This window comes from Gordonibacter massiliensis (ex Traore et al. 2017) (assembly GCF_019731765.1).
Lineage (GTDB): Bacteria > Actinomycetota > Coriobacteriia > Coriobacteriales > Eggerthellaceae > Gordonibacter > Gordonibacter massiliensis.
In genome coordinates this window covers 75,851-99,058 of the sequence record NZ_JAASIO010000013.1, presented here as the reverse complement: position 1 = coordinate 99,058, position 23,208 = coordinate 75,851, and the positions used below count along the sequence as shown (strand labels likewise).

Annotated in this window: 18 protein-coding genes; 14 read left to right on the top strand and 4 right to left on the bottom strand. The window is 66.5% G+C overall.

Annotated elements, in window-relative coordinates; translation table 11 throughout:
• Nucleotides 1–72: 72 nt before the first annotated feature.
• The 4 genes from glmU (at nucleotide 73) to pth (ending at nucleotide 5,190) form a co-directional block, all read left to right on the top strand.
• The gene (gene glmU, locus HCH03_RS13290) at nucleotides 73–1,449 is read left to right on the top strand and encodes a bifunctional UDP-N-acetylglucosamine diphosphorylase/glucosamine-1-phosphate N-acetyltransferase GlmU (RefSeq protein WP_221689872.1); all 1,377 of its coding nucleotides are present in this window, start codon (nucleotides 73–75) and stop codon (nucleotides 1,447–1,449) included.
• A 65-nt stretch (nucleotides 1,450–1,514) separates the two neighbouring features.
• A complete protein-coding gene (locus HCH03_RS13285; RefSeq protein WP_221689871.1) occupies nucleotides 1,515–3,464 on the top strand; it encodes an NAD(P)/FAD-dependent oxidoreductase in 1,950 nt (649 codons plus the stop codon).
• A 195-nt stretch (nucleotides 3,465–3,659) separates the two neighbouring features.
• A complete protein-coding gene (locus HCH03_RS13280; protein ID WP_185904707.1) occupies nucleotides 3,660–4,625 on the top strand; it encodes a ribose-phosphate diphosphokinase in 966 nt (321 codons plus the stop codon).
• 7 nt (nucleotides 4,626–4,632) lie between these two features.
• Nucleotides 4,633–5,190: an aminoacyl-tRNA hydrolase gene (gene pth / locus HCH03_RS13275; protein ID WP_221689870.1), complete on the top strand. Its 558-nt coding sequence runs from the start codon at nucleotides 4,633–4,635 to the stop codon at nucleotides 5,188–5,190.
• 91 nt (nucleotides 5,191–5,281) lie between these two features.
• On the opposite strand, the gene HCH03_RS13270 is transcribed toward pth, so the two are convergent.
• Nucleotides 5,282–5,581, bottom strand: a complete 300-nt coding sequence (locus tag HCH03_RS13270) for a hypothetical protein (RefSeq protein WP_221689869.1) — start codon at nucleotides 5,579–5,581, stop codon at nucleotides 5,282–5,284.
• 64 nt (nucleotides 5,582–5,645) lie between these two features.
• On the opposite strand from HCH03_RS13270, the gene HCH03_RS13265 reads away from it, so the two are divergent.
• Nucleotides 5,646–7,025 carry a DHA2 family efflux MFS transporter permease subunit gene (locus tag HCH03_RS13265; RefSeq protein ID WP_185904568.1) on the top strand — a complete coding sequence of 460 codons (1,380 nt, stop codon included), beginning with the start codon at nucleotides 5,646–5,648 and terminating at the stop codon, nucleotides 7,023–7,025.
• 14 nt (nucleotides 7,026–7,039) lie between these two features.
• On the opposite strand, the gene HCH03_RS13260 is transcribed toward HCH03_RS13265, so the two are convergent.
• On the bottom strand, nucleotides 7,040–8,260 hold the full coding sequence (locus HCH03_RS13260; protein WP_221689868.1) for an ATP-binding protein: 1,221 nt from the start codon (nucleotides 8,258–8,260) through the stop codon (nucleotides 7,040–7,042).
• Between the two features lie 237 nt (nucleotides 8,261–8,497).
• On the opposite strand from HCH03_RS13260, the gene HCH03_RS13255 reads away from it, so the two are divergent.
• From HCH03_RS13255 to HCH03_RS13245, 3 genes are all read left to right on the top strand, one after another.
• Entirely contained in the window at nucleotides 8,498–8,938 is a 441-nt protein-coding gene (locus HCH03_RS13255) for a PadR family transcriptional regulator (protein ID WP_221898904.1), read from the top strand.
• Between the two features lie 174 nt (nucleotides 8,939–9,112).
• Complete coding sequence (locus HCH03_RS13250; RefSeq protein ID WP_080143755.1) at nucleotides 9,113–9,487, top strand: NifB/NifX family molybdenum-iron cluster-binding protein; 375 nt, start codon at nucleotides 9,113–9,115, stop codon at nucleotides 9,485–9,487.
• Nucleotides 9,488–9,741: 254 nt separating this feature from the next.
• Nucleotides 9,742–12,534 (top strand): hypothetical protein, encoded by a 2,793-nt coding sequence (locus tag HCH03_RS13245; RefSeq protein ID WP_221689867.1) that lies wholly within the window; start codon nucleotides 9,742–9,744, stop codon nucleotides 12,532–12,534.
• A gap of 49 nt (nucleotides 12,535–12,583) precedes the next feature.
• Here the strand turns inward: HCH03_RS13245 and HCH03_RS13240 are convergent, their stop codons facing one another.
• Nucleotides 12,584–14,038 (bottom strand): helix-turn-helix transcriptional regulator, encoded by a 1,455-nt coding sequence (locus HCH03_RS13240; protein WP_221689866.1) that lies wholly within the window; start codon nucleotides 14,036–14,038, stop codon nucleotides 12,584–12,586.
• Between the two features lie 287 nt (nucleotides 14,039–14,325).
• Here HCH03_RS13240 and HCH03_RS13235 point away from each other — a divergent pair, with 287 nt between their 5' ends.
• Nucleotides 14,326–15,528, top strand: coding sequence for a lactonase family protein (locus HCH03_RS13235; protein WP_221689865.1), 1,203 nt, complete (start codon nucleotides 14,326–14,328; stop codon nucleotides 15,526–15,528).
• A 68-nt stretch (nucleotides 15,529–15,596) separates the two neighbouring features.
• Entirely contained in the window at nucleotides 15,597–16,958 is a 1,362-nt protein-coding gene (locus HCH03_RS13230; RefSeq protein WP_221689864.1) for a lactonase family protein, read from the top strand.
• Nucleotides 16,959–16,997: 39 nt separating this feature from the next.
• On the opposite strand, the gene HCH03_RS13225 is transcribed toward HCH03_RS13230, so the two are convergent.
• The gene (locus HCH03_RS13225) at nucleotides 16,998–17,930 is read right to left on the bottom strand and encodes a LysR family transcriptional regulator (protein ID WP_185904574.1); all 933 of its coding nucleotides are present in this window, start codon (nucleotides 17,928–17,930) and stop codon (nucleotides 16,998–17,000) included.
• A 422-nt stretch (nucleotides 17,931–18,352) separates the two neighbouring features.
• Between HCH03_RS13225 and HCH03_RS16465 the strand changes: the two genes are divergently transcribed.
• The 4 genes from HCH03_RS16465 to hemC all read left to right on the top strand — a co-directional run bounded on the left by HCH03_RS16465 (nucleotide 18,353) and on the right by hemC (nucleotide 23,208).
• On the top strand, nucleotides 18,353–19,216 hold the full coding sequence (locus tag HCH03_RS16465; RefSeq protein ID WP_221689863.1) for a respiratory nitrate reductase subunit gamma: 864 nt from the start codon (nucleotides 18,353–18,355) through the stop codon (nucleotides 19,214–19,216).
• Between the two features lie 5 nt (nucleotides 19,217–19,221).
• Nucleotides 19,222–20,841: a (Fe-S)-binding protein gene (locus HCH03_RS13215; protein ID WP_185904576.1), complete on the top strand. Its 1,620-nt coding sequence runs from the start codon at nucleotides 19,222–19,224 to the stop codon at nucleotides 20,839–20,841.
• 103 nt (nucleotides 20,842–20,944) lie between these two features.
• A complete protein-coding gene (gene hemA / locus HCH03_RS13210) occupies nucleotides 20,945–22,282 on the top strand; it encodes a glutamyl-tRNA reductase (protein WP_221689862.1) in 1,338 nt (445 codons plus the stop codon).
• Nucleotides 22,279–23,208 carry a hydroxymethylbilane synthase gene (hemC, locus tag HCH03_RS13205; RefSeq protein ID WP_221689861.1) on the top strand — a complete coding sequence of 310 codons (930 nt, stop codon included), beginning with the start codon at nucleotides 22,279–22,281 and terminating at the stop codon, nucleotides 23,206–23,208. Before hemA ends, hemC begins: the two co-directional genes overlap by 4 nt.

Sequence of the window (23,208 nt, the reverse complement as noted above, 5' to 3'; positions counted from 1 at the left end):
GATTCGGGCGCGGTTCGCAGGGCGTGCGCTATACTTCATGATCGGAAATCGTCGAGCGATCGAAGGGGAACCATGGAAGCTGCCGCTATCGTCCTTGCCGCGGGTGCCGGAACCCGCATGAAGTCGAAGAAGCCCAAGGTCGTCCACGAGGTGCTGGGCAAACCGCTCGTGCGCTGGGTGGTGGACGCGGCGCACGCCGCCGGCATCGAGCGCATCGCGACCGTCGTGGGACACGAGCGCGAGCAGGTGGAACCGCTGGTGGAGGCCGATACCCAGGTTGTCGTGCAGCCCGAGCGCCGCGGCACGGCCGACGCCGTGGCCGTGTGCAAGGACGCGCTGGCCGACTTCGACGGCTCGCTCGTGGTGCTGTCGGGCGACTGCCCGCTCATCACCGCCGACACCATCCGCCGCCTGGTGGACATGCGCGAGCAGGCCGACGCGGCCGTGGTCGTGCTCACCATGGAGTTGGAGAACCCTTACGGCTACGGGCGCATCGTGCGCGACCGGGTGGGCGCCGTGGAGCGCATCGTGGAGCAGAGGGACGCGAACAGCGCCGAAGCCGCCATCTGCGAATGCAACTCCGGCTTCTACTGCTTCGACGCCCGCGCGCTGTTCGACGCGCTCGAGCAGGTGGACGACGACAACGCCCAGGGCGAGTTCTACCTCACCGACGTGCTGGCCATCTGCCGCGCGGCCGGGCGCCCCGTGCTGGCGCTGCCCACCGACGACCCGTCCGAGTGCCTGGGCGTGAACTCGCGCCTGCAGCTGGCCGAGGCGACGAAGATCGCGCAGCGCCGCATCAACCGCGCGCATATGGCGGCCGGCGTGACCATGGTCGATCCCGACCAGGTGTGGATCGGCCCCGACGTGGTGCTCGAACAAGACGTGGAGCTGCTGCCGCAGACGTTCCTCATGGGCGCGACGCGCGTGGGCGAGGACAGCGTGATCGGCCCGAACTCGCGCCTCACCGACACGCAGGTGGGACGCGGCTGCGTCGTGGACGAGACGGTGGCCGTGGAGGCGCGCATCGACGACGGCGCCACGTGCGGTCCGCGCGCCTACCTGCGCCCGGCGGCGCACCTGTGCGAAGGCGCGAAGGCCGGCACCCACGTGGAGATCAAGAAGTCCACGGTGGGCAAGGGCTCGAAGGTGCCGCACCTCTCCTACATCGGCGACACGACCATCGGCGAGGACGTGAACATTGGCGCAGGCTCCATCACCTGCAACTACGACGGCAAGAAGAAATGGCCCACCACCATCGGCGACGGCGCGTTCGTGGGCAGCGACACCATGATGGTGGCCCCGGTGAGCATCGGCGCGGGCGCCATCATCGGCGCGGGCTCGTGCATCGCGAAGGACGTGGCGCCCGACGCGCTGGCCCTCACCCGTCCCGAGCAGCGCGAGATTCCCGGTTGGGCCGCCAAGAAGCGCGAGCGGCAAGGGCGGTAGCGGGAAAACGGCAGGCAGGTCGGGCGCGGCCGGTGCCGCGCCCTGCGAGAAGGGGGATAAGGGCCATGAAGCGCGACTATCCGCATCTGTGCGAACCGCTGACGGTGGGAAGGGTGACACTGCGCAACCGCATGTGCTCGGCACCCCTGGGGGCCACCGACGTCACCGCCGAGGGCAGCCCCGGCCCGCGCACGCAGGGCTTCTACGAGCTGCGCGCGAAGGGCGGCGCGGCGGTGGTCACCGTGAGCGAGTTGGTGGTGCACCCCGAGACGGACGGGTCGCAGATGCTGCGTCTGAGCCTGAAGACGCCGGGCCAGTTGGCGGCGTTCTCCTTCCTGGCCGACGCCATCAAGCGCCACGGATCGGTGCCCAGCATCGAGCTGTCCCACTCGGGCCAGTATGCGGGCACGTACATGGTGGACAAGAAGGGCAAGCAGGGGCTCTGCCAATACGGCCCGAGCGATGCGGTGCGCCCCGACGGCCTGCCCGTCAAGGCGCTCTCCCATGGGCAGATAGCCGACATCGTGGCGGCCTACGCGCAGGCGGCGGCGCTTGCGAAACGGGCCGGCTTCGAGATGGTCATGGTGCACGCGGGGCACGGCTGGCTCGTCAACCAGTTCCTCTCGCCCTGCTTCAACAAGCGCGACGACGAGTACGGCGGCCCGCTCGAGAACCGCGTGCGGTTCGCGCGCGAGGTGCTGGCGGCCGTGCGCGAGGCCGTGGGCCCGGGTTTCCCCATCGAGCTGCGCATGAGCGGGGCCGAGCTGTTCGACGGCGGGTACGACGTGGACGAGGGATGTCGCATCGCGCACGCGCTCGAGGACCTGGTGGACATCATCCACGTTTCGGCAGGCTCGTACCAGTTCGGGTTCTCCGTCACGCACCCTTCCATGTTCCGCGAGCACGGCTGCAACGTCTATCTGGCCGAGCAGATCAAGAAGCACGTGGACGTGCCGGTGGCGACGATCGGTGGCCTTTCCGACCCGCGGCAGATGGAGGACATCCTGGCTTCGGGCAAGGCCGACCTCGTGGTGATGGGCCGCGCGCTGCTGGCCGACCCCGACATCCCCAACAAGGTCATGGCGAACCGCGGCCAGGACGTGGTCGCGTGCCTGCGCTGCTTCGTGTGCATGGCGGAGCGCGCGGTCACGCAGACGCGTCGATGCGCCATCAACCCCCGCATCGGCCGCGAGTTCGAGGGCATGGACGTCGTCCCCGCGGCGAAGCCCAAGGACGTGCTCGTGGTGGGCGGCGGCATCGCGGGCATGACGGCCGCGGCGACGGCCGCCGAGCGCGGGCACTGCGTGGTGCTGTGCGAGAAAGAGTCCGAGCTGGGCGGCATCCTGCGCACCGAGCAGGCGCTGCCGTTCAAGCGGGACATGTACGAGCTGGGGCGGAGCTACGCTCGACGCTGCGAGCAGCTGGGCGTCGAGGTGCGCCTGAACACGCCCGTCGACGCGGCGCTGGCCGACGAGATCGGAGCCGAGGCGGCCATCGTGTGCGTGGGGTCGGAGCCCCTCGCCCTGCCCATGCCCTGCGAGGACGGCGCGCGCGTGCTTTCCATCGACGACCTCTACCTGGACGGCGCGGAGACGGGCGATGAGGTCGTCGTCATCGGCGGCGGCTTGACGGGCAGCGAATGCGCGCTGCTCATGAGCCAGCAGGGGAAGAAGGTGCACCTCGTGGAGATGCGCGACGGCTTGGCCGTGGACGCGAACGTGCGCCACCGCCCCATCCTGCTCGCCGAGGTGGAAAAAGCCGGCATCGACGTGGTGCTGAACGCCCGCGGCAAGGAGGTGCGCCGCGACGGCGTGGTGGTGACCTTGGCGGACGGGTCGGAGCAGCTGGTTTGCGGCGATACGGTGGTATGCGCCATCGGTCAGCGCTCGCGCAGCGCCGCGGTCGATGCGCTGCGCGACTGCGCGCCCTTCGTGCGCGTCGTGGGCGACGCGCGGCGCCCCGCGAACATCTGCACGGCCGTGTACGAGGCGTACCACGCGGCGCTGGACGTGTAGGCGCGGGCTGCACCGGGGCCGTTTCCGGCGGGGCGGCGTTTCGCGGCCGCTTCTTCGCGCGGCCGCATGCGGTCAATATGCGAAGAAGGCTCGGTTTTACCCGCGTGTCCTGTCGGGCTACGGATACAATAGGGGCGGCCGCGCATGCTGCGCGGGCGCGTAGATGGAAGCGACGTTGAAGGAGCGCGCATGACGATGACGGAAGTGCACAAGAGCATGGCCCTGTTCTCGGGGTCGGTCAACCCCGAGCTCGCCGACGAGATCGCGAGGGACCTGAACGCGTCGCTCGGCAACGTCAAGCTCGAGAAGTTCGCCAACGGCGAGATATACGCGCGCTACCAGGAGAGCGTTCGCGGCGCCGACGTGTTCCTTATCCAGTCGGTGTGCGCGGGCGAGGGCTACGACGTGAACGACGCGCTCATGGAGCTGCTCATCATGGTGGACGCCGCCAAGCGCGCCTCGGCCCGATCCGTGTCGGCGGTGGTCGCCCATTACGGTTACGCGCGCCAGGACCGCAAGGCCGCGCCGCGCGAGCCTATCACCGCCAAGCTCGTGGCCGATCTTCTGGCCGCGTCCGGCGTGGACAACGTCATCACCATCGACCTGCACCAAGATGCCATCCAGGGCTTCTTCGACCTGCCGGTGAACCATATGACGGCCATGCCCATCTTCGTGGACTACTTCAAGAGCAAGGGCTTCGACAACGAGAGGCTGTGCGTCGTGTCCCCCGACGTGGGCCGCGCCAAGGCAGCGAAGAAGTTCTCCACCATGCTCGACTGCGACATCGCCATCATGCACAAGGACCGCCCGAAGCACAACCAGGCCGAGATCACGGCGCTTATCGGCGAGGTGACGGACAAGATCTGCATCTTGAACGACGATATGATCGACACGGCCGGCTCGCTGGTGGCGGCCGCGTCCACGCTCAAGGCCAAGGGCGCCGCCGAAGTGTACGCGTGCGCCACGCACGGCCTGTTCAGCGGCCCGGCGTACGAGCGCATCGCGAACTCGTGCATCGAGGAGGTCGTGGTAACGAACACCGTGCCCGTGCCGCTGGAGCGCCAGACCGGCAAGGTGAAGGTGCTGTCCGTGGGCCCGCTGTTCGCGAAGACCATCGTCAACGTGTACGACAACGGCTCCGTGGCCAGCCTGTTCGAGTAGGGGCTCGATGTTTTTGATCGTGGGCCTGGGGAATCCGGGCGAGGAGTACGAGCATACCCGGCACAACGCCGGGTTCGACGCGGTGGACGCCATCGCCGCCGAGGTGGGCGCGCGCTACTGGAAGACGGAGTGCGGCTCGCTTACGGCCAAGGGCGCCTACCGCGATCACGACCTGGTGCTGGCGAAGCCCCAAAGCTACATGAACACTTCGGGCGGCCCGGTGAAGCAGCTCATGAACGCCTACGGCGTGGACCCGGAGCACCTCATCGTCATCCATGACGAGCTGGATATCGACCCCGGCACCGTGCGCGTGAAGTTCGGCGGCGGGCACGCGGGGCACAACGGCCTGCGCTCCATCTGCGACAAGCTGGGAACGCGCGACTGGAACCGCGTGCGCGTGGGCATCGGCCGTCCGCCGGGACGCATGCCGGTGGTGGACTGGGTGCTGTCGCTGCCGAAGAAAGAGGCCGCCGACGACTTCGCCTACGCCGTCGATCGCGGCGCGCAGGCCGCGCTCTCGCTGGTGATGGCAGGCCTGGAAAAGACGCAGCAGGCGTTCAACTGAGAGTCGAAGCCTGGTGCGCAAGTTGTCGCCCGATACGGTCGGTTTTCACGCTCAAACCGACCGTATCGGGCGACACTGCGTTTGCGCGGGCTCAGCTTTCGCCCTTCCGCACGATCCTGATGCGGGGATTTCGCTTGAGCAGCTCTTCGTAAAGCAGCTCTTTGTTGGTCACGGCGACGACCTCGTCGAACAGTCTGCCGTGGATGCGCACCGGGTCGGGGGCGGTGGGCTTCCATACGTAGCCCGCCGACGCCGGGATCTTCTCCGACACGCTCAAGATGTTGTCAATTCGAGGGTGAGTCGCTGCTCGGTTCTCGCGTTTCGGTGCGGTATGCGGCGGTTGGCCTTCCGGTGGCGAATAAACGCCGGTTGTCATGCGGATGGTGCCCACACGCGGCTACTTTGCCTATATACTGAGAGATTGCGTGACATGGGCGCGCGAGTACGAAGGGGGCATGGTGCGAGAGTTGATCAAAGGCGAGCGCGGTCGCGTGTACGCGCTGTTCGTGATCGTGATGCTGGCCTCCGCCTTCGGCAACCTTTCGCAGACGGCCGTCAACGCCATGATGCCCGAGATCATGGGGGAGTTCGGGCTCGACGTGAGCTTGGGCCAGTGGCTCACCACCAGCTACATGCTGGTGCTGGGCATTGCGGTTCCCGCGGCCACCTATCTTTCCAAGCGGTTCTCCACCCGTCAGCACGTGTTCATCGCCTTGGCGTTTTTCCTGGTGGGCGCCTTGGCTGATTGCCTTGCCTCCAACTTCGCCGTGCTGTTGGCGGGCCGCATCTGCCAGGCTGTCTCCACCGGGCTTCTGCTGCCGCTCATGCAGACCATCGCCATGACGCGCTTCCCCGAGGGGCGCCGCGCCACGGCCATGGGCGTGGCGGGCATCGCCATGGGCTTCGCACCCAACATCGGCCCCACCATCGGCGGCGCTATGAGCTTCTCGCTCGGCTGGCGCAGTTTCTTCGTGCTGCTGCTGGTTGCGGTGGCGCTGCTGGCCGCGGCTACGGCGCTGCTCGTGCGCGGCGGGGCGGGGGATCGCGCCGAGCGGTTCGACACGCTGTCGTTCACGCTGTCGGCGCTGGGCTTCGGCGGCTTGCTGCTGGGGTTCTCGGAGGCGAGCAGCTTCTCGATCGCCAGCCCGTTCGTGTGGGGTCCGCTCGCGGCGGGCGCGGCGTTCCTCGTGCTGTTCGTGCGGCGGCAGAAGCGGGTTGACGACCCCCTTATCGACATGGGCATCTTCTCCTCGAAGCAGTACGTCGTCGGGTTCGTGGTGCTGTGCCTGCTGCACGCCTCGTTCATGGGCGTGACGTTGATCATCCCGCTGTACGTCGAGGGGTTGTGCGGCGGCACGGCGCTCGACGCGGGCATCGTGCTTCTGCCCGGCACCATCGCCGCGCTGTTCTTGAACCCGCTGGCCGGCGTGCTCACCGACCGGTTCGGCATTCGCCCGGTCACGCTTGCGTCGGGCCTGTTGCTGGCCGTGGGCTCGGTGCTCATGGTGTTCATCGACGGGGAAACGCCGCTCGCCGTGACCACGCTCTGCCAAGCCGTGCGGGCGTTCGGCGTGTCGGGCCTCATGGGGCCGCTCATCTCGTGGAGCTTGGCGGGCCTTCCGGGGCGCATCGTGTCTGACGGCAGCTCGTTCTCCATCGCGGGACGCCAGGCGTGCGCGTCGCTCGGCACGTCGTCGATGGTGCTGCTCATGGCTGTGGCGGGATCGCTTTCGGCCTCTGCGTCAGCACCGGCTCTGCCGTATCAGATGGCCTTCGCCTTCTCGGCCGCGTTCGCCGTGGCCACGTTCGCATTCATCGTGGCGAAGGTGCGCTGAGCGGGGGCTTTTGGTTAGCCCCAGTCGTCGGCCAGGAGGAAATCGGCCACGTGCATCGAGCGCACGCCCTCGTGCGCGCCTTCGGAGAAGGCGTCGGTGCGCAGCACGTACTTCGGATAGCCGTCGCGCAGCGTTAGAAGATTGCCGTATTCCCTCTGTTCGGTGTCCGTCTGCGATATTTCACGGGCGACTTGCACGTACAGACGAGCTCCCTGCCGTTCCGCTACGAAGTCGATCTCCCTTGTTCCGAGTTTGCCCACGTAAACGTCGAAGCCGCGCCGCTTCAGCTCGAGGTACACGATGTTTTCCAAAAGGGCCGCTGCGGATAGGGGGTCGGAACCCAACAGGGCGGGACGCAGCGCCGTGTCGACGAGGTAAAACTTTTCTTGCGTCTTGAGGATCTCTTTGCCGCGCAGATCGAAACGGGAGCATCGGTAAAGCAAGAACGCTTTCTCGAGGAACGAAAGGTAGTTGTATACGGTCTCCACGCCCAGTTCGCGTTGCTGGCTTTTCAGGTAGTCGGCTATGCGTTTCGCCGAGAAGGTTTTTCCGGCGTTGTCGAACGCGAACCGTACGATGCGTTCGAGCAGCTCCGGCTTTCTGATGTCGTTTTTCTGCACGATGTCCTTCAAGACGACGGACGAATATATATCGCTGATGATCCGATATGCTTGGTCGTCGCTCATGTCGTTGATGTTCGTTACGGGAAAGCCACCTCGGCGTAAGAAGTCGGGCAGCTCCTCCCGTGGCGATAGAACGGTTGCTCCTCTTGCGCGCTTGAAGTCGAGGAACTCCTCGAACGAGAGCGGGTATACGGGGATGCTCACGTAACGGCCGGTCAGGTACGTGGAGATTTCCGAAGCGAGAAGGCGAGAGTTCGATCCGGTTGCGTAAATGTCCACGTCGAAATCGACCATGAGGCTGTTGACCACGTGCTCCCATTCGGGCATTTCCTGAACCTCGTCGAGGAACAGGTAGGCACGTCCCGGCACGTTGGCGATGCGTGCGGCGATCATGCGATAGAATTCCGCAGCGCTTTTCAGGTCGGCGTAGGCGAGGGAGTCGAAGCTGTAATGCAGCAGTCGAGCCCGATCCACGCCTTGTCGCTCAAGCCCGTCCATGATCATGCGCAGAATGGTCGATTTGCCCGAGCGTCGAACGCCGGCGAGTATCTTCACTAAGGGCATGTTTATGTAGGGTTCCACGGCTGCGCGGTATCGAGGTCGGTCGATCATCTTGTACCTTTCGAAGATGGTAGAGTTTTTCTAGTATAACAATACAAAATATAGAAAATGAAAAGTTTTTATGGCTGTAACGAAAAAACTTTGCTCATTTTCATATTCAAGAACCACTACAACTTTATATGTTGACAACATAGATGTTTTAGGGGTATATATGTTGTTGTCATATAGCTGCGGGAAACATGCTCGCCGTCCGGGTCTCTCCGGGCGGGTGCGGGAAGCAAGGAGGCGATGTTTGTGCCGCAAGGCGATTGCGGAGGAGCCGGGGCTCGGCAGCCGTGCTGTCGACGGCGCGGCGGGGGCGGCGGCGCCCTGGTGGAGCCGGCCGCGTTGGCGGCGTTGCTGTACGCCGGCGGCTACGGCTACGACATGCGCCGCACCATCTTGGAGATGACCGACGGCGAGGTCGACGTGGACGTGGGCGGCCTGTACCGGTCGCTGCGGCGCTTGGAAGACGAGGGCGCCGTGGTGTCGCGCTGGTGCGAGGACGCTTCGGGCCCGCGCCGCCGGGAGTACGAGCTCACCGAGCAGGGCATGGAGCTGGCCGAGCAGTGGCTCGACGCGCTGCGGGCGCGCCGCCGGCTCGACGAGCTGCTGGTGAACCTGTTGGAAGGCGGGCTGGGCGCCGCCGGGCGCGGAGGTCCGGTCGCATCGCAGACGGGCGACGACTGACGCGCGAGCCGGCATCGGCGGGCACGCGTTTCCGGCCGACCCGACGCGAGCGCTTGCCGGGCGAACGCGGCCGAGCTGGCGATGGGGCCACGCGGAACGGAAAGGGCATAACCCGAGGCGACGAGGCCTCGGAAGACGAGCGGGGCCGTTGGGCCCCGGCAAGAAAGGATCATCATGGGAGAAACGTTGAAACTCGCGGTGCCGACGATGGGCGCCGCCGACCTCGCTTCGGAACGCTCCGGCCACTTCGGCCACTGCGACTGCTTCACCGTGGTCGACATCGTGGACGGCGAGATCACCGGCACGTCGGCCATCGCCAACCCGCCGCACGAAGAGGGCGGCTGCCTGCGCCCCGTGGGGCTGCTGGCTGACGCCGGCGTGGACGCCATCGTGGCCGCCGGCATGGGCATGCGCCCGCTCATGGGCTTCAACGACGCGGGCATCACGGTGTATTTCGAGAACCAGACGCCCAACGTGGGCGACGCGGCCCGTCTCGTGGCCGCCGGCAACGTGCCGATCATGGGCGCCGAGAACGCCTGCCGCCACTGAGCCCGTTTCCAGCAAAAGCCTCCTGCGAGGAGGTTGCCGCAAAGCCGCATCCCGAAGCACGGCATCCCCCGTGCTTCGGGATGCTTTTTCATGCGTGGGGTCATTCGGCGTTTTCCTCGCAACGTCGGTGCGTCATGCTATGCTGCTCGTTAACGTTCCGACGGCCCTCGGCTTCGGAACCGCTCGATGCCGGGAAACGCTTCGACGCCTTCGCCGGCCGAGGACGTTCGCGGTTTGATGAGGAGGAGCGGCGCGTGAGGCAGGCGGAAGAACAGGGCGGGACGTACACGATCACGGCGACGGCATCGCTTCTCGGCGCCTCGCGCCGCGTGCTGCCCGACGCCGTGGTGCTGGTCGCGCCCGCCTGCACGGGCTCGCCCGCGCCGACCTACGGTTGGATCGCCGGAGCCTGCGCGTCGCCGAGCAAGGGCGACCGCTACGTCGTCGAATTCGCTGGCAAGCGGGAATTCCGCATCCTCGCCTACGTCGACCGGTTCGGGCGCGTGTTCACCGTCGACCATCCCATCGTCTCGCCCCCGGCTCGCAAGCCCGACCTCGATTTCGCGCGCTTCACCGAGCAGGAGGCGGCTGGCGAGGAACGCGGCTGCGTGGAGGTGCGCACGGACGAAGGCGAGGGCCGCCAGGTGGCGCAGTACACGCGCCGACGCGACCGCTACACGTTCTCGGACACGTGGTTCGACTTCGGACCGTACGCGGCCGACCTTTCCTACGACGACGCGCTCGCCCGCGCCTACCTCGCTTTCGTGCACCGTCCCGCGCTGGGAGGCGCCGAGGTGCCGACGCGCGGCATCGGCTTCGTGCACGAGCATCTGAGGGATGAGAAGCTGCTTCCCGGCCTGCGCGCCATCGTCGACGATGTGAGGCGCGCCGGGGCGGACCCCGTGGTGAGGCCGCCCGCGCTCGCGCGGAGCCTCGTCCGCTGGCTGGAGGATGCCGGTCTGGACGATCTGTCCGCGTCGGCCGTGCCCGACGACGCGCTGCGTCTGGTGAAGACCGTGCGTTACGCCAACCTGTACTACGTGGCCGTGGAGGACGAGGACGCGCCGGTGAGTCGGCGCACCGTATGGGCGCTGGAGGCCGCGCTCAACCGGTTCTCGCTGGTGGAAAAGGCGTTCGGCGATCGGGCGCCCCTGGCGACGGATGCGGATTGCGCCCGCTGGGACGCCTATCTGATCGAGACGGCGGGAGCCCAGCTGCTTGCCGGCGAGCCTATAGCCGGGGCCCCCGTGGGCGCGGACGGCGGCGAATGGGAGGTGCGTTGCCGCGTGAGCGCCGTGCTGGAACGGCTGAAGCTTCCGGTGCGCATCGAGGCTCGGCTGCAGGCGAACGTGGCGGAAGGTCTTGCCGCGTTCATGTTGACCGTGCCGGACGCCGCGCTCATGCCGGCCCAAACCTGGGTCGACGCGCCCACGGGGTCGGGTTGGGTCGACGTGGCCGAAGCGCAGCGCGATGCGCAGGCGCGCCGCTACGCCATGCACTTCGGCCTCGCGCTCGCCGCGGCGGCGTTCGAGGCTTCGCCGTCCCTGCGGCGCGTCGACGTGGCCGCCTGCCCGCTCGGCGACGAACCGGCGGCGGGGGCCGCGGAGGAGGTCGCCTCCGAGCGAGGCGGCGAGTTCCCCTCCGATCGAGAGGGAACGGCGTACTACCAGGTGGCGTTTTCCCGGCAGGTCTACGAGGAGCAGGGGCGGTTCCGCGCCGCGTTGGCTGGCGACCCCTCCTCGCTGTTCTCGCTGTGCGAGGCGGTGGCGGATCTGCCGGCCGCCGATCCGTTCGCGCTCGTGGCGGCCCTGCCTTCGACCGTGCGGCGTCGGGAGCTGCCCGAAATGGAGGACGGGGCGCTGCCCGAGGCGGTGCGGCCCGTTTTGGGCGCGGAGGAGGCGCGCGACCTGCGCATCGCCGCCGAAGCTCGCCGTCGTCGCATAGGCGAGGGCCTGGCCGACCGCGTGGCGCGCGCGGCGAGCGCCACCGAGGCCATCCGCGCCGTCCGCGAGGAGCAGGACGCGGCCGAGGCGCGGGGCGACGATTTGACCGCATCGGCGTGCACGCGGCTCATGGCGGCCCTGGCGGAGGGGGAGCTGGACACCGAGGACCAGAACGCCGTGGTGGTGTGCTTTTTGGGAGAGGACCGCTGCCTGGCCGCGCTCGGTCGCGCCCGCACGCTCGCGCAGGGCGATTCCGAGAAAGCGGTTGCCGTGCTCATGGACGCCGTGGCCGAGACCGCCGCCCTCGACGGGTACGTCGACGGCGCCGCGACGGTGTACCGCTCGTTCGACTCGTACGCGGCGCGCGTGCTGTACGAGCGCGCCTTGCGTGCCGCTCGGCTCGGGCGTTCGGACGCGGCGCCGATCGGCGCGGACGCGACCGCGTCGCCGGCCGTGCCCACCCTCGCGGCGCGGGCGGCAGCCGACGCGGGCAAGCGCGTCGAGCTCGCGCCCGACTCGTTCTACCTCTGCCATCTGGAGATAGTCACGTTGCTGGAGCGCTCGTTCGAGCGCGTGGACGACGCCTTGCGCTACGGTCAGCGCGCCATAGAACTCGCCCCCTCCACGGCCGGAGGATACCGGCAGCTCGGACGCGCCTACATGCTGGTGGGCGACATGGACAACGCTGCCGCCGTGCTCGACGCCTGCCTGCACGTGGCCGTGCAGCCGGGCGACGTGGCGGTGGCCTACTACCAGCTCGCCTATGCGCTGTGGAAGGCGGGCAGGCCCCGCGCGGGCGCGGCGTGCTACCTCAAGTCGGTCATGACCTCTCCCGTGGTGGCGCTGCAGGCCATGGCCGAGCTGAAGGAGCTCGCCGACGAGTACGGCATCGAGCCCATCGAGCGCGAGGCCGTGGACGGCGAGCTGCGCGAAGCCGGCATCGTGGTGGCGCCTGTCGATGAGGTGTTCGAGACCCTGGATGCGGGTGCGGCGGCCGCCGTCGACGCCGGGCTGTTCCCGGTCGCGCGCAACCTGCTGTCGCTGCGCCTGCACTACCGCCCCGACGACGCGCTGGTGAACGTTCTGCGCTCCCTGGAGGAGTGAGGTTCCGGCGGCCTGCCGGCTGCGGGAACGGATCGACGGCTCGCCTGTCCTATTCCACTTGCTCCACGATGTCGATCATCTCCTCGCGCGAGTGCACGCCCAGCTTCTTGTACACGTGTTGGATGTGGGTGCGCGCGGTGCCTTCCGAGATGCACAGGTCTTCCTGCACCTGCGTTTTCGTCATTCCCTTCGTCAGGCAGCCGAGCACTTCCTCCTCGCGGTGCGTCAGGCCGTACAGGCGCGCCACTTTCGCGCAGCGCCATACGAGCATCTCGTAGCCGCCCATCACCTGCGCCAGCTGGTCGGCGCGCGAGGTCCGCCCGCTTTCCCGGGGCACGATGTGCCACGAGGTGTCGGCCAGGTTGCGGCCGGCGTTCGTGGCGAACGCGGACACCGTGGCCAGCACCAGCACGAGCGCGAACGCGAAGCCCTCCACCGCCAGGTCGCTCGTGGCGTCCCGGTTCGCGGCGAGCGCCATCCCCGTGCCCACTCCGGCCGCCTCGGCAACGAGCATGGCCATGCGCACGATGGCGAACAGCCACAACGCGGGCACCTGGTAGCGGTAGCATATGTTGCAGATCATCACGAGGATGAAGATGCGGAACGCGATGTTCCCGGCGTCGGTGAGCATCATGACGGCGCTGCCGGCCTCGTTGCCCAAAAGCACCCAGAGCAGGATGCCGGCGATCATGAGGGGCAACGCGACGTTTTGCAGCTTCGACGCGTCGAACCGCTTCACGAACAGCAACGACGCCGCCAAGCACAGCGCCGACACCGCGCCTCCGCCCACCCAGCTGAAGCCCCCTGCCTCGCTGGAGATGGCGCTGTGGAAGAAGAACGCCGCGAACGTGTAGGCCATGGTCAGCGCAAGGGGCCGGTAGGGGAACGCCCATGCGCGCGCAGGCTCCCTCTCGCCCTCGCCGCCGTCGGGGGCGTGCCCGGCGAGCGGGATTCCCATGAGGATGGCCGAGGCCAGGGGCAGGAAGCACTCCAGCACGAGCGTCACGTTCGCGTCGATGGAGCGCATGCCCGCCTCCAAGAGCACCGAGATGAGGTACGCCGCCGAATAGCAGATGCTCGTCTGCTTGATGGGCAGGCTGCTGAACAGCTCGCTCCACAGCATGAACAGCAGAGCCGAGCCCACGCCCCGCAAGCACGATCCCGCTGCGATCACGGCCAGCGCTTCGCCGGGGAGCACGCCTGCCAGCACCATGAGCGCCGATCCCAGCGAGGCGCATGCGGCCGCCGCGAGGGGAACCGGCCGTCGGGCCAGCAGCGACCCTATCTCGTTCGACCGGCACGCGATGACGAACAACGCGAGGACGTTCGTCCCCATGGCGCAGAGCAAATCGACGGTGCGCGCATGCTCGATCGCTGCGGTGCCCTCGAAGTTCAGCACGAACGAGTTGCCCACGGTCCAAGCCAGAAACAGTCCCATGCCCACATAGCTGGGATACAGCGCCAGCGTTCCCTTCGCGCTGAAGCGCTTCGTATCGGCGCCCATGCATGCCCCCTCCCGCCGCATCGCGATGCTCCGGTTCGCGGAGCCTTTCAACTATAGCAACGATGCGGGGGCAAGTGCCCTGACAATCTTCGCAGCGCTCGCTCAAAAGCGCTGGTTGTGCAGGGGTGTGAGAAAAATCATCCACGCGAACTGCCGTATCGTAGAGAAATCGGCCTTACGGGGGCGCGTTCCGGCCGAGTAGCATCGAGTCGACCCTTTTGCGCATCGGCGGCCTGCACGGCCCGAGGGGGAAGGGGTAAAGCGACCGAGGGGAAAGGAAGGCGAATATGGCAATCTATGCATACTGCGGCATGTGGGGCGAGCATGGGGGCAACGATGGCTTGTGGGTCCATACCTACGACGTTGCCACGGGCGCGCTCGGAGAGGGCAGGCAGATTGACGCCGACATCAGGACGAGCAACTGCTACGTCGATCACGAGCGCGGCCTGTTGTACATGGTGGACGAGATCGACGCGCCTTTCGACAAAGACGCGGGCATCGGATCGGGCGGCGGCGGGAACGTGTGGGTGTGGCAGGTGGATGCCGCGACCGGCAACCTGACCCTTATGCAGAAGGCGAAGTCGTTCGGGTCGAACCCCTCCATGTTCACCCTGAGTCCCGACAAGCGCTACGGCGTGTGCTCGATCCATGGAGCCGCTCCCATGTCGTGCCAGACCGAGCGGGACGAAAGCGGCGCATGGCGCATTGTGCCGGGCTATGCCGACGCGCCCATCGTGCTGTTCCGCATGAACGACGACGGCACGATTGGCGACGTGCTGGATGCGTACCGGGCAGCGGACAAAGCGCTCTCCCATATGCATTCGTGCACGTGGGCTCCCAGCGGAAACTTTTTCATCGCGAACGACAAGGGCACGGGGGCCATCTCGACCTTGCGCATCACGGCTGACGAAAAGCTGGAGCTGGTAGGCGAGCCGTACCGGACGGGTGCCGGCGACAAGCCGCGCTACGTGCGCTTCCACCCCTCGAAGCCCTGGTGCTACGTGAATTACGAGGCAGCCAACCGCTTGGATGCGTTCAGCTACGATGACGAGGGCCGGCTCTCGCTTATCAACAGCGACCTGGTGGTTCCCGAGGAACAGCGCTCTTCGGTGGAGAAGGCTTGGCGCTTCGAATCTCAGGACATGAAGATCAGCGCCGACGGCTCCACCGTGTACAGCTGCTTCCGGGGTTCGGGCGACAACCCCACAGGCGATGGCGGACGGGAGCATGTGGGCGGCTTCCAGGGCGTGGCGGTGTACGCGGTGAATCAGGACGACGGCAGCGTGGCCACGGTGCAGCGCTGCGAGTTCGACGATATCTACTGGCCGCGCGGCTGCGATATTTCGCCCGACGGGAGGTTTCTGCTCGTAGGCTCGCTGTACAGCGACAAGGTGGCCACGCTCGCCGTCGCCGCCGACGGCACGCTCTCCGACACGGGGCTGCGCGCCGAGCAGGACACGTGCTCGAGCGTGACGTTTTACGAAGCCTAACCGAACGCGTCGGACGATACGGCGCCATGCGGGAACTTCCGGTCACTTTTCATCAAGGAGGAAACGACATGCAAGAAAAACTAAGGTACAGCCGTCGCAGCTTCGTGAAGGGCGCGGCGGTGCTTGGTCTCAGTTTCGCCGCCCTGGGGGCAAGCGAGACGCTTGCCGGGTGCGCGGGAAGCGGCGACGGCGCGGCAAGCGTCGCCGCCTCGAACGGAACCAAAACGTTCGTCTACACCGGTTGCTGGGATGAGAAGGGTGGCGAGAAGGGCCTCTGGGTTCATACGTTCGACGAGGCAACCGGCGAGATGGCCGACGCGAAGCGGGTAACCGACGAGATCAGCGTGGGATTCATCTGCATAGACTATGATAAAAGCCTTCTGTATGTGACCGACGAATGCGACGTGCCCTTCGACAAGGACGCCGGCATGGGCGCAGGCGGAGGCGGGCGCATCTGGGTGTACGAGGTCGATCCGCTCACCGGCGACCTGACCGAGAGGCAATGCGCGCCGTCGTTCGGGTCGAACCCGTCGATGGTGAGCATAGATCCCACGGGGAAGTACCTGCTGTGCTCCATCCACACGGCAAAGCCCTGTCCCTGCAAGATCGTGCAAGACGACCTGGGAGCCTGGCAGATCGCGCCCGCCTGTCCGAGCGCGAATTGCGTGGTGTTCGAGCTGAACGAAGACGGCACTATCGGCGAGGTGCGCGATATCATGGCGTTTCGAGGAGAGGCGCACTTGTCTCAGCTGCATACCGTCACGTGGGCTCCCAACGGGAAGTTCTTCGTGGTGGCCGACAAGGGCACCGGCGATATCTACAGCATGGTTCTCGACTCCGAGGGCAAGCTGGAGCTCGCGTCAACCGTCAGCTTGGGCAAGGGCTACTCGCCGCGCTACGTGCGCTTTCACCCCGAGAAGCCGTGGATGTACTGCAACTTCGAATCGGCGAACGAGGTGGTTGCGTTCTCCTTCGACGAGAAAGGCGTGCTGGAGCGTACGGGGGCCGGGGCCGTCGTACCCGAGGAATGGCTCGCGCGGGTGCCCGAGAAGGATGGAAAATACGAGCAGCAAGACATGAAGATGACCGAGGACGGCTCGTACCTGTACACGGTGTTCCGGGGTTCTTCGGACAACCTGGTGGGCAAAGAGCGCGTTCACGGCGACGGCGGCTTCCAAGGGGTCGCCGTGCTCAAAATCGATCAGGATACGGGGATTCCCGACAACGTTCAGGCGCTCGAGTTGGACTGCGCATGGCCGCGCGGGTGCGCGCTAAGCCCCGATGAGAAGCACTTGGTGGTGTCGTGCCTGTACAGCGACGAGATGATAGCGCTTCCCATCAACGCCGACGGTACGTTGTCCGCCGATGCGGTCGCGGTCGAGCAGACAACGGCCGCGAACGTCACGTTCTTTCGGGCTCCAGCGGCCTGACGCCCCGCCGAGCCTCCTCGACGTAGCGACCTGCCTCCGTCACGAAACGACGGGGGCAGGGAATATCTCCTGCAGCTTCTTGCCATCGCGTAAGAGGGCGACGAAGGACTGCTCGTCTTCGGTGAGGTGCCCCTTGGTGTGCGTGAGGATGCTGAGCGGGCGCGTGAACGAGCAGTCCTTCACGCGCAGGGTGACCAGTTGGTTGAGCAGGCATTCCTCTTGCACGGTCAGGGCGGAGATGATGGCTATGCCCATGCCGCACTTGACCGCCTGCTTGATGGCCTGCGTGCTGCCCAGCTCCAGCCGGATGCTCAGGTCCAGGTAGTTGAAGCTGTTCCGCGCGAAGGCCAGTTCCATGACCTTGCGCGTGCCCGATCCCTGCTCGCGGGTGATCAGCCTTTCGGTGGTGAGCTCTTCGAAGCTGATGGTGCCGCGCTCGCTCCAGGGGTGGTCGACGGGAACCACCACGACCAGCTCGTCGTGCCAGAAGGTTTCCACGGTGAAGTTGGGGTCGTTGGGCACGGGACCTTCGATGAGGGCCACGTTCAGCCGGCGGTCCATGACCTCTTGCGCCAGCACCTCCGTGTCGGCGATCCGCGCGTCTATGTCGGAGTCGGTCTCGCTTCTGCAGTACTCGCGCACCAGGTAGGGCAGGAGGTACTCGCCGATGGTGAACGTGGCCCCGATGTGAATGCCGCCGTGATGGCAGGTCGAGGCGTAGGAGACGGCTTCGCGGGCCTCCATCATCAGCTGAATGATCTCCTCCACGTAGCGGTAGAGGATCTTCCCGTTCTCCGTGAGCGTCACGCCGCGGTTCGTCCGATCCAAGAGCTGAACCCCGTAGTCTCGCTCGAGGTTCTGGATCTGGATGCTCACGCTGGGCTGGCTCATGTGCAGGCGCTGAGAAGTCCTGGTGATGTTGCCCGTCGAGGCAACGTCTTTGAATACCAGAAATTCCTCTAGTGAACTCATGCCGACCCCCCTTACAACCAGGCCGATACAGGTCTCCCCCTTGACGATGCGCTTCAATTCCCCACGTAAATTATAAGTACTGGGGTAGGAATGCCGCCATAAGAATACATGAGGGCGATATAGGATATCTTGATCCCTGCACGCACCGGGTGCCGCGCTAGCCGTCCGCCCCTGACGCCAGCGGTGCAAAACAAGGTCGTCCGCTCGAGGATTTGCAGGTAAAACAGCGAAAACACGAGATGAGGGCACCCGGACCCGAAACCCCCTGCAGCCATGATACACCAAGACATAGCCTCTTTTTATGCCGCGATTGCAAATCAGAATTTTACACCCCGATGGCGGTGCTTTAGTTTTAAAGAAGCGCCGGAGCGGTAACGCTGAGGGGGTGTTGTTCCGGGGCAAGGACGTAAGGAGGCTTTTCCGTGTCTGCTGAAACGCTCGTGTCCGTGTTCATCATCATCGCCATGTTCGGCTTCTTCGCGCTGTCTTTGAGGAAAGCCTACAAGTTCGCGCACATGCAGATCCACGCGCGCCTCGACCTCTATCCCGTGCCCAAGGAAGGGGCGGGGAGGGCCGCCTACGGCGGCTCCTACATGGAGGAGCCCGAGTGGTGGACGAAGCCGCGCAAGATCAACCGGGTCAGCGAGACCGTGGACATCATCAAGGAGATGCTCTTCATCAAGAAGCTGTTCGTGCACCAGCGCTCGCTTTGGTGGGCATCGTACTCCATGCACCTGGGCATCTACGTCATGCTGGGGTGGTCGGTGCTGCTGCTCGTCAGCGTGGCCTGGCACCCGGCCTGGTACGTTGCGGTGGTTTCCATCGTCGGCATCGTCGGGTTCGCGCTGGCTACGATCGGCTGCATGCTGCTGCTCGTGCGCCGCGTGTTCGACCGCGTGCTGGCGAAGTACACCACGCCGCTCGAGTACTTCAACATCGTGCTGCTGCTCGTCGTGCTGCTCACCGGCGCGTACTCGTGGCTGTTCGTCGCGTCGCCCTTCACGGTGGCCGCGCAGGTGTTCACGCTCAGCGCGACGGACCTGCCCCCCATCGTGCTCGTGCATTTCGTGCTGCTGGGCATCATGTTCCTGTACATCCCGCTTTCCAAGATGAGCCACTACGTGGGCAAGTTCTTCTGCTTCCACAAGGTGCTGTGGGACAACGACCCCAACCTGAAGGGCAGCGCGGTGGAGCGCCGGTTCGAGGATGCGGCGCAGCAGCCGGTGACGTCGCCTTGGTCGGCCACGAAGCCGCAGAGCGCATCGTCTGAAACGTCGAAAGGATAGGCCTCATGGCTATCGAAAACAAGATGGTGAGGACCACCGACATCTCGCGCAAAAAGGATCTTCTGAGCACCCTGGACGACTTGGCGCCCTTGCCCGTGCCCTACGACAAGAACGGGCTCGAGCCCGCGTTCAAGGAGCCGAAGCCCGAATGGGCGGAGACGAACTGCTGCTCGCTCGACGGCTTCTGCGCCATCGACACCATGAAGCGCCCCGCCACCAAGGAAGAGGAAGACGAGCTGAAGGCCAAGTTCCTCAAAGGCCTGGAGAAGCTGTTCCTCGATGCCAACAACAAGTACCTCCAGCCCCTGAGCCTGACGATGGAGTACTGCGCCAAGTGCAACACGTGCTCGGAGGCGTGCCACGTGTTCCAGGCGACGGACGGCGACGAGATCTACCGCCCCATCTTCCGCGTGGACGTGCTGCGCAAGCTGTACAAGAAGTACTTCACGCCGTCCGGCAAGCTGCTGGGCTCCTTCACCGGCGCCGACATCGACCTGGATTGGGAGACCATCGCGCGCCTGGGCGAGCTTTCCTACCGCTGCAACCTGTGCCGCCGCTGCGCGCAGGTGTGCCCCCTGGGGCTCGACAACGGCATGATGGCCCGCGAGATCCGCAAGATATTCAGCATGGAGATGGGCTTGGCGCCCACGCCCGTGCACGCGAAGGGCACGCAGCTGCAGCTCAAGGTGGGCTCGACCACGGGCCTGACGAAGCCCGCCTTCATCGACACGCTGGAGTTCATCGAAGAGGACATCGAGGAGCGCACCGGGCGCAAGATCAAGTTCCCCCTGGACAAAGAGGGCGCCGACGTGCTGCTCGTGCACAATGCGGGCGAGTTTTTGGCCTGGCCCGAGAACCCTGCGGCCTTCGCCATCCTGCTGGACGAGGCCGGCGTCGACTGGACGCTCAGCACCGACATGATGGGCTTCGACAGCGTGAACTACGGCATCTGGTACGACGACGTGCAGGCCAAGAACGTGGCCATGGCGCAGTTCGAGGCTGCCAAGAAGCTGGGTGTGAAGCGCATCGTCATCGGCGAGTGCGGACATGCCCACAAGGCGGCCGTCGTGGGCGCCGACCGCATGGCCGACAGCGACCAGCGCGGCGTTCCGGTCGAGAGCTTCCTGCCCATGATGGCCGAGTTCGTGAAAACCGGACGGCTGAAGTTCGACCCGTCGAAGAACGACTTCCCCGTGACGCTGCACGACCCGTGCAACATGGTGCGGCAGATGGGCATCGTGAAGCCCCAGCGCGACATCCTGCACAAGATAGCGCCGCAGTTCCGCGAGATGACGCCCCACGGGGTGGACAACTACTGCTGCGGCGGCGGCAGCGGGTTCGCCATCATGAACTCGTACAACTTCGGCGACTTCCGCAACAAGGTGAGCGCGCGCACCAAGTTCGCGCAGATCCTGAACGCCTTCGAAGACGAGATCGAGAACCCCGACATCGTGAAGTACGTCTGCGCGCCGTGCTCCAACTGCAAGGGCACGATACGCGACCTCCTTCAGGCGTACAAGGCCACTGCACGCTACAACGTGCAGTACGGCGGCATCGTCGAGCTCATGGTCAACGGCTTGGCGAGCATGGACCGGCCCTACTTCGAGTTCCTGGAAGCGGAGTAGGCGCTTGCCCGGGGCCGCGCGCTGCGTGCGGCCCCGGGGTTGACCGGGTTTTGCGCGCGCCTGTTGTGGGGCAGGCCGCAGGGGATGAGACGGGAGCGGGGTTATGCATACCATCGTCGTGGGGCTGAGCATCAAGCGGGCTCCCATCGAGATTCTGGAACAGCTGAGCGTGCACCACTCGCAAAACGCCCTGTGCGTGCAGGACGTGAAGGCCGCCGCGGGGCTTGCCGGCGCCGTGGTGCTGAGCACGTGCAACCGCCTGGAGTTCTACGGCGTGTGCGAGGACGCCGACGAGGGCGTCGCCCGGGTGCGCGACTTCATCATGGGCCAGGGCAAGGCGGGCGATGCCGTGCAGGAGCGGCGGTTCCGCGACCTGCTGTACGCCTACGCGGACGATTGCGCCGTGCGCCACCTGTTCGAGGTCGTGTGCGGCTTGGACTCGCTCATCGTGGGCGAGACGGAGGTGGCGGGGCAGGTGTCCCGCGCCTACCAGGCGTCCTGCAAAGCGGGAGCCAACGACAAGATCATCAACGTGTGGTTCCAGCGCGCGCTGTCGCTGGGAAAGAAGGTGCGCTCCGAAACGCGCATCAGCCGCTACTCCACCTCCATCGGACGCATCGCCGTGGACCTGGCCGTGCGCGAGCTGGGCGGCATCGCCGACAAGCGGGTGCTCATCCTGGGCGCGGGCGAGATGAGCGAGCTGACCATGAAGTACCTCGTGGCGCAGGACGTGTCGGTGGCCATGGTGTCGAACCGCTCGCTCGACAAGGCGCAGCGGCTGGCCGGCCAGTACGGCTTCGGCGCCTGCTCGCTCGACGAGATGGACGCCTGCCTGGAGCAGGCCGACGTGGTGTTCTCGGCCACGGCCGCGAAGGGCTGCCTTGTCGACAAGGCGCGCCTGGCCGCCGTCATGGCACGCCGCCCCGCTCGACCGCTTTTGTGCATCGACATGGGGCTGCCGCGCGACATCGACCCGGAGGTGCGCAGCATCCCGAACGTGAGCTGCTACGACATCAACGAGCTGCGCGACGTGGCCAACCGCCACCAGAACGAGCGCTTGCGCGCGGCCAAGAACGCCGCCCGGCTCATCGACGAGGCGGCGGCCGACTTCGAGCGCTGGCAGCGCTCGCTGGAGTACCTTCCCACCATCGACGCGCTGTACCGCCAGGCCGAGCGCATCAAGGCCGACAAGCTGGAGCGGGCCATGGGCAAGCTCTCGGGCCTCACGCCCAGCCAGAAGAACGTCGTGCAGTGCCTGGCCACGTCCATCACCCACCAGCTCATGCACGAGCCCGTGGCGTCGCTGAACGCCATGGCGGGCTCGGAGAAGAGCCGCGCGTACGCCGCCATGCTGGAGGAGCTGTTCCACCTGCAGCCCGAGGGGGAGCCCGCGCGCGCGGAAGCAGGGGCCGAGGGGAAGCAGACGGGAGGCGCGCAATGAAACGCCTGGTCATCGGCACAAGGAAGAGCGAGCTTGCGCTGTGGCAGTCCGCGTGGGTGCGCGACCGCCTGATAGAGGCGCACCCCGGCCTGGAAGTGGAGCTGGCCGAGACCGACACGGCGGGCGATCGCGACCTTGCGACCCCGCTGCCGCTCGTGGACGGCAAGGGCGTGTTCACGGCTGAGATCGAGGAGGGCCTGCGCGACGGAAGCATCGACTTGGCCGTGCACAGCCTGAAGGACCTGCCCACCGTGCTGCCGGAGGGTTTCGAGATCGGCGCCTACTGCATGCGGCACGACCCGCGCGACGCGTTCCTGGGCAAGGACGGCCTGGCGTTGGCCGACCTGCCCGAAGGCGCGCGCATCGGCACGTCGAGCCTGCGCCGGGCCGCGCAGGTGCATCGCGTGCGCCCCGACGTGGAGTGCGAGAGCATCCGCGGCAACCTGGCCACCCGCTGGCGCAAGCTGCACGAGGACGAGGGCATGGCCGGCATCATCCTGGCCGTGGCCGGAGTGGTGCGCCTGGGGTGGCGCGATCGGATAACCGAGTACCTGGCACCCGATGTGGTCATGCCGGCCGCGGGCCAGGGCGTCATCGCGGTGGAGGTGGCCGCGGGGCGCGACGACGTCGCGGCGCTCGTGCGCGCCGTGAACCATGCGGAGTCCGAGCGCGCGGCGCGCGCCGAGCGCAGCTTCCTGGCCGCGCTCGAGGGCGGCTGCCAAACGCCCATCGGCGCGCTGGCCGTGTGCACCGGCGACGTGATCAGGCTCGCGGGCATGGTGTGCAGCCTGGACGGCAGCCGCATGGTGCGCGTGGAACGCACGGGCACGCAGCCCGAGCGCGTGGGCCGCGAGGCCGCCGAGGACGCCTTCGCGCAAGGCGCGGCGGACATCCTGCCCGCAAGCGCCTGCCGGACGGAGGCGTGA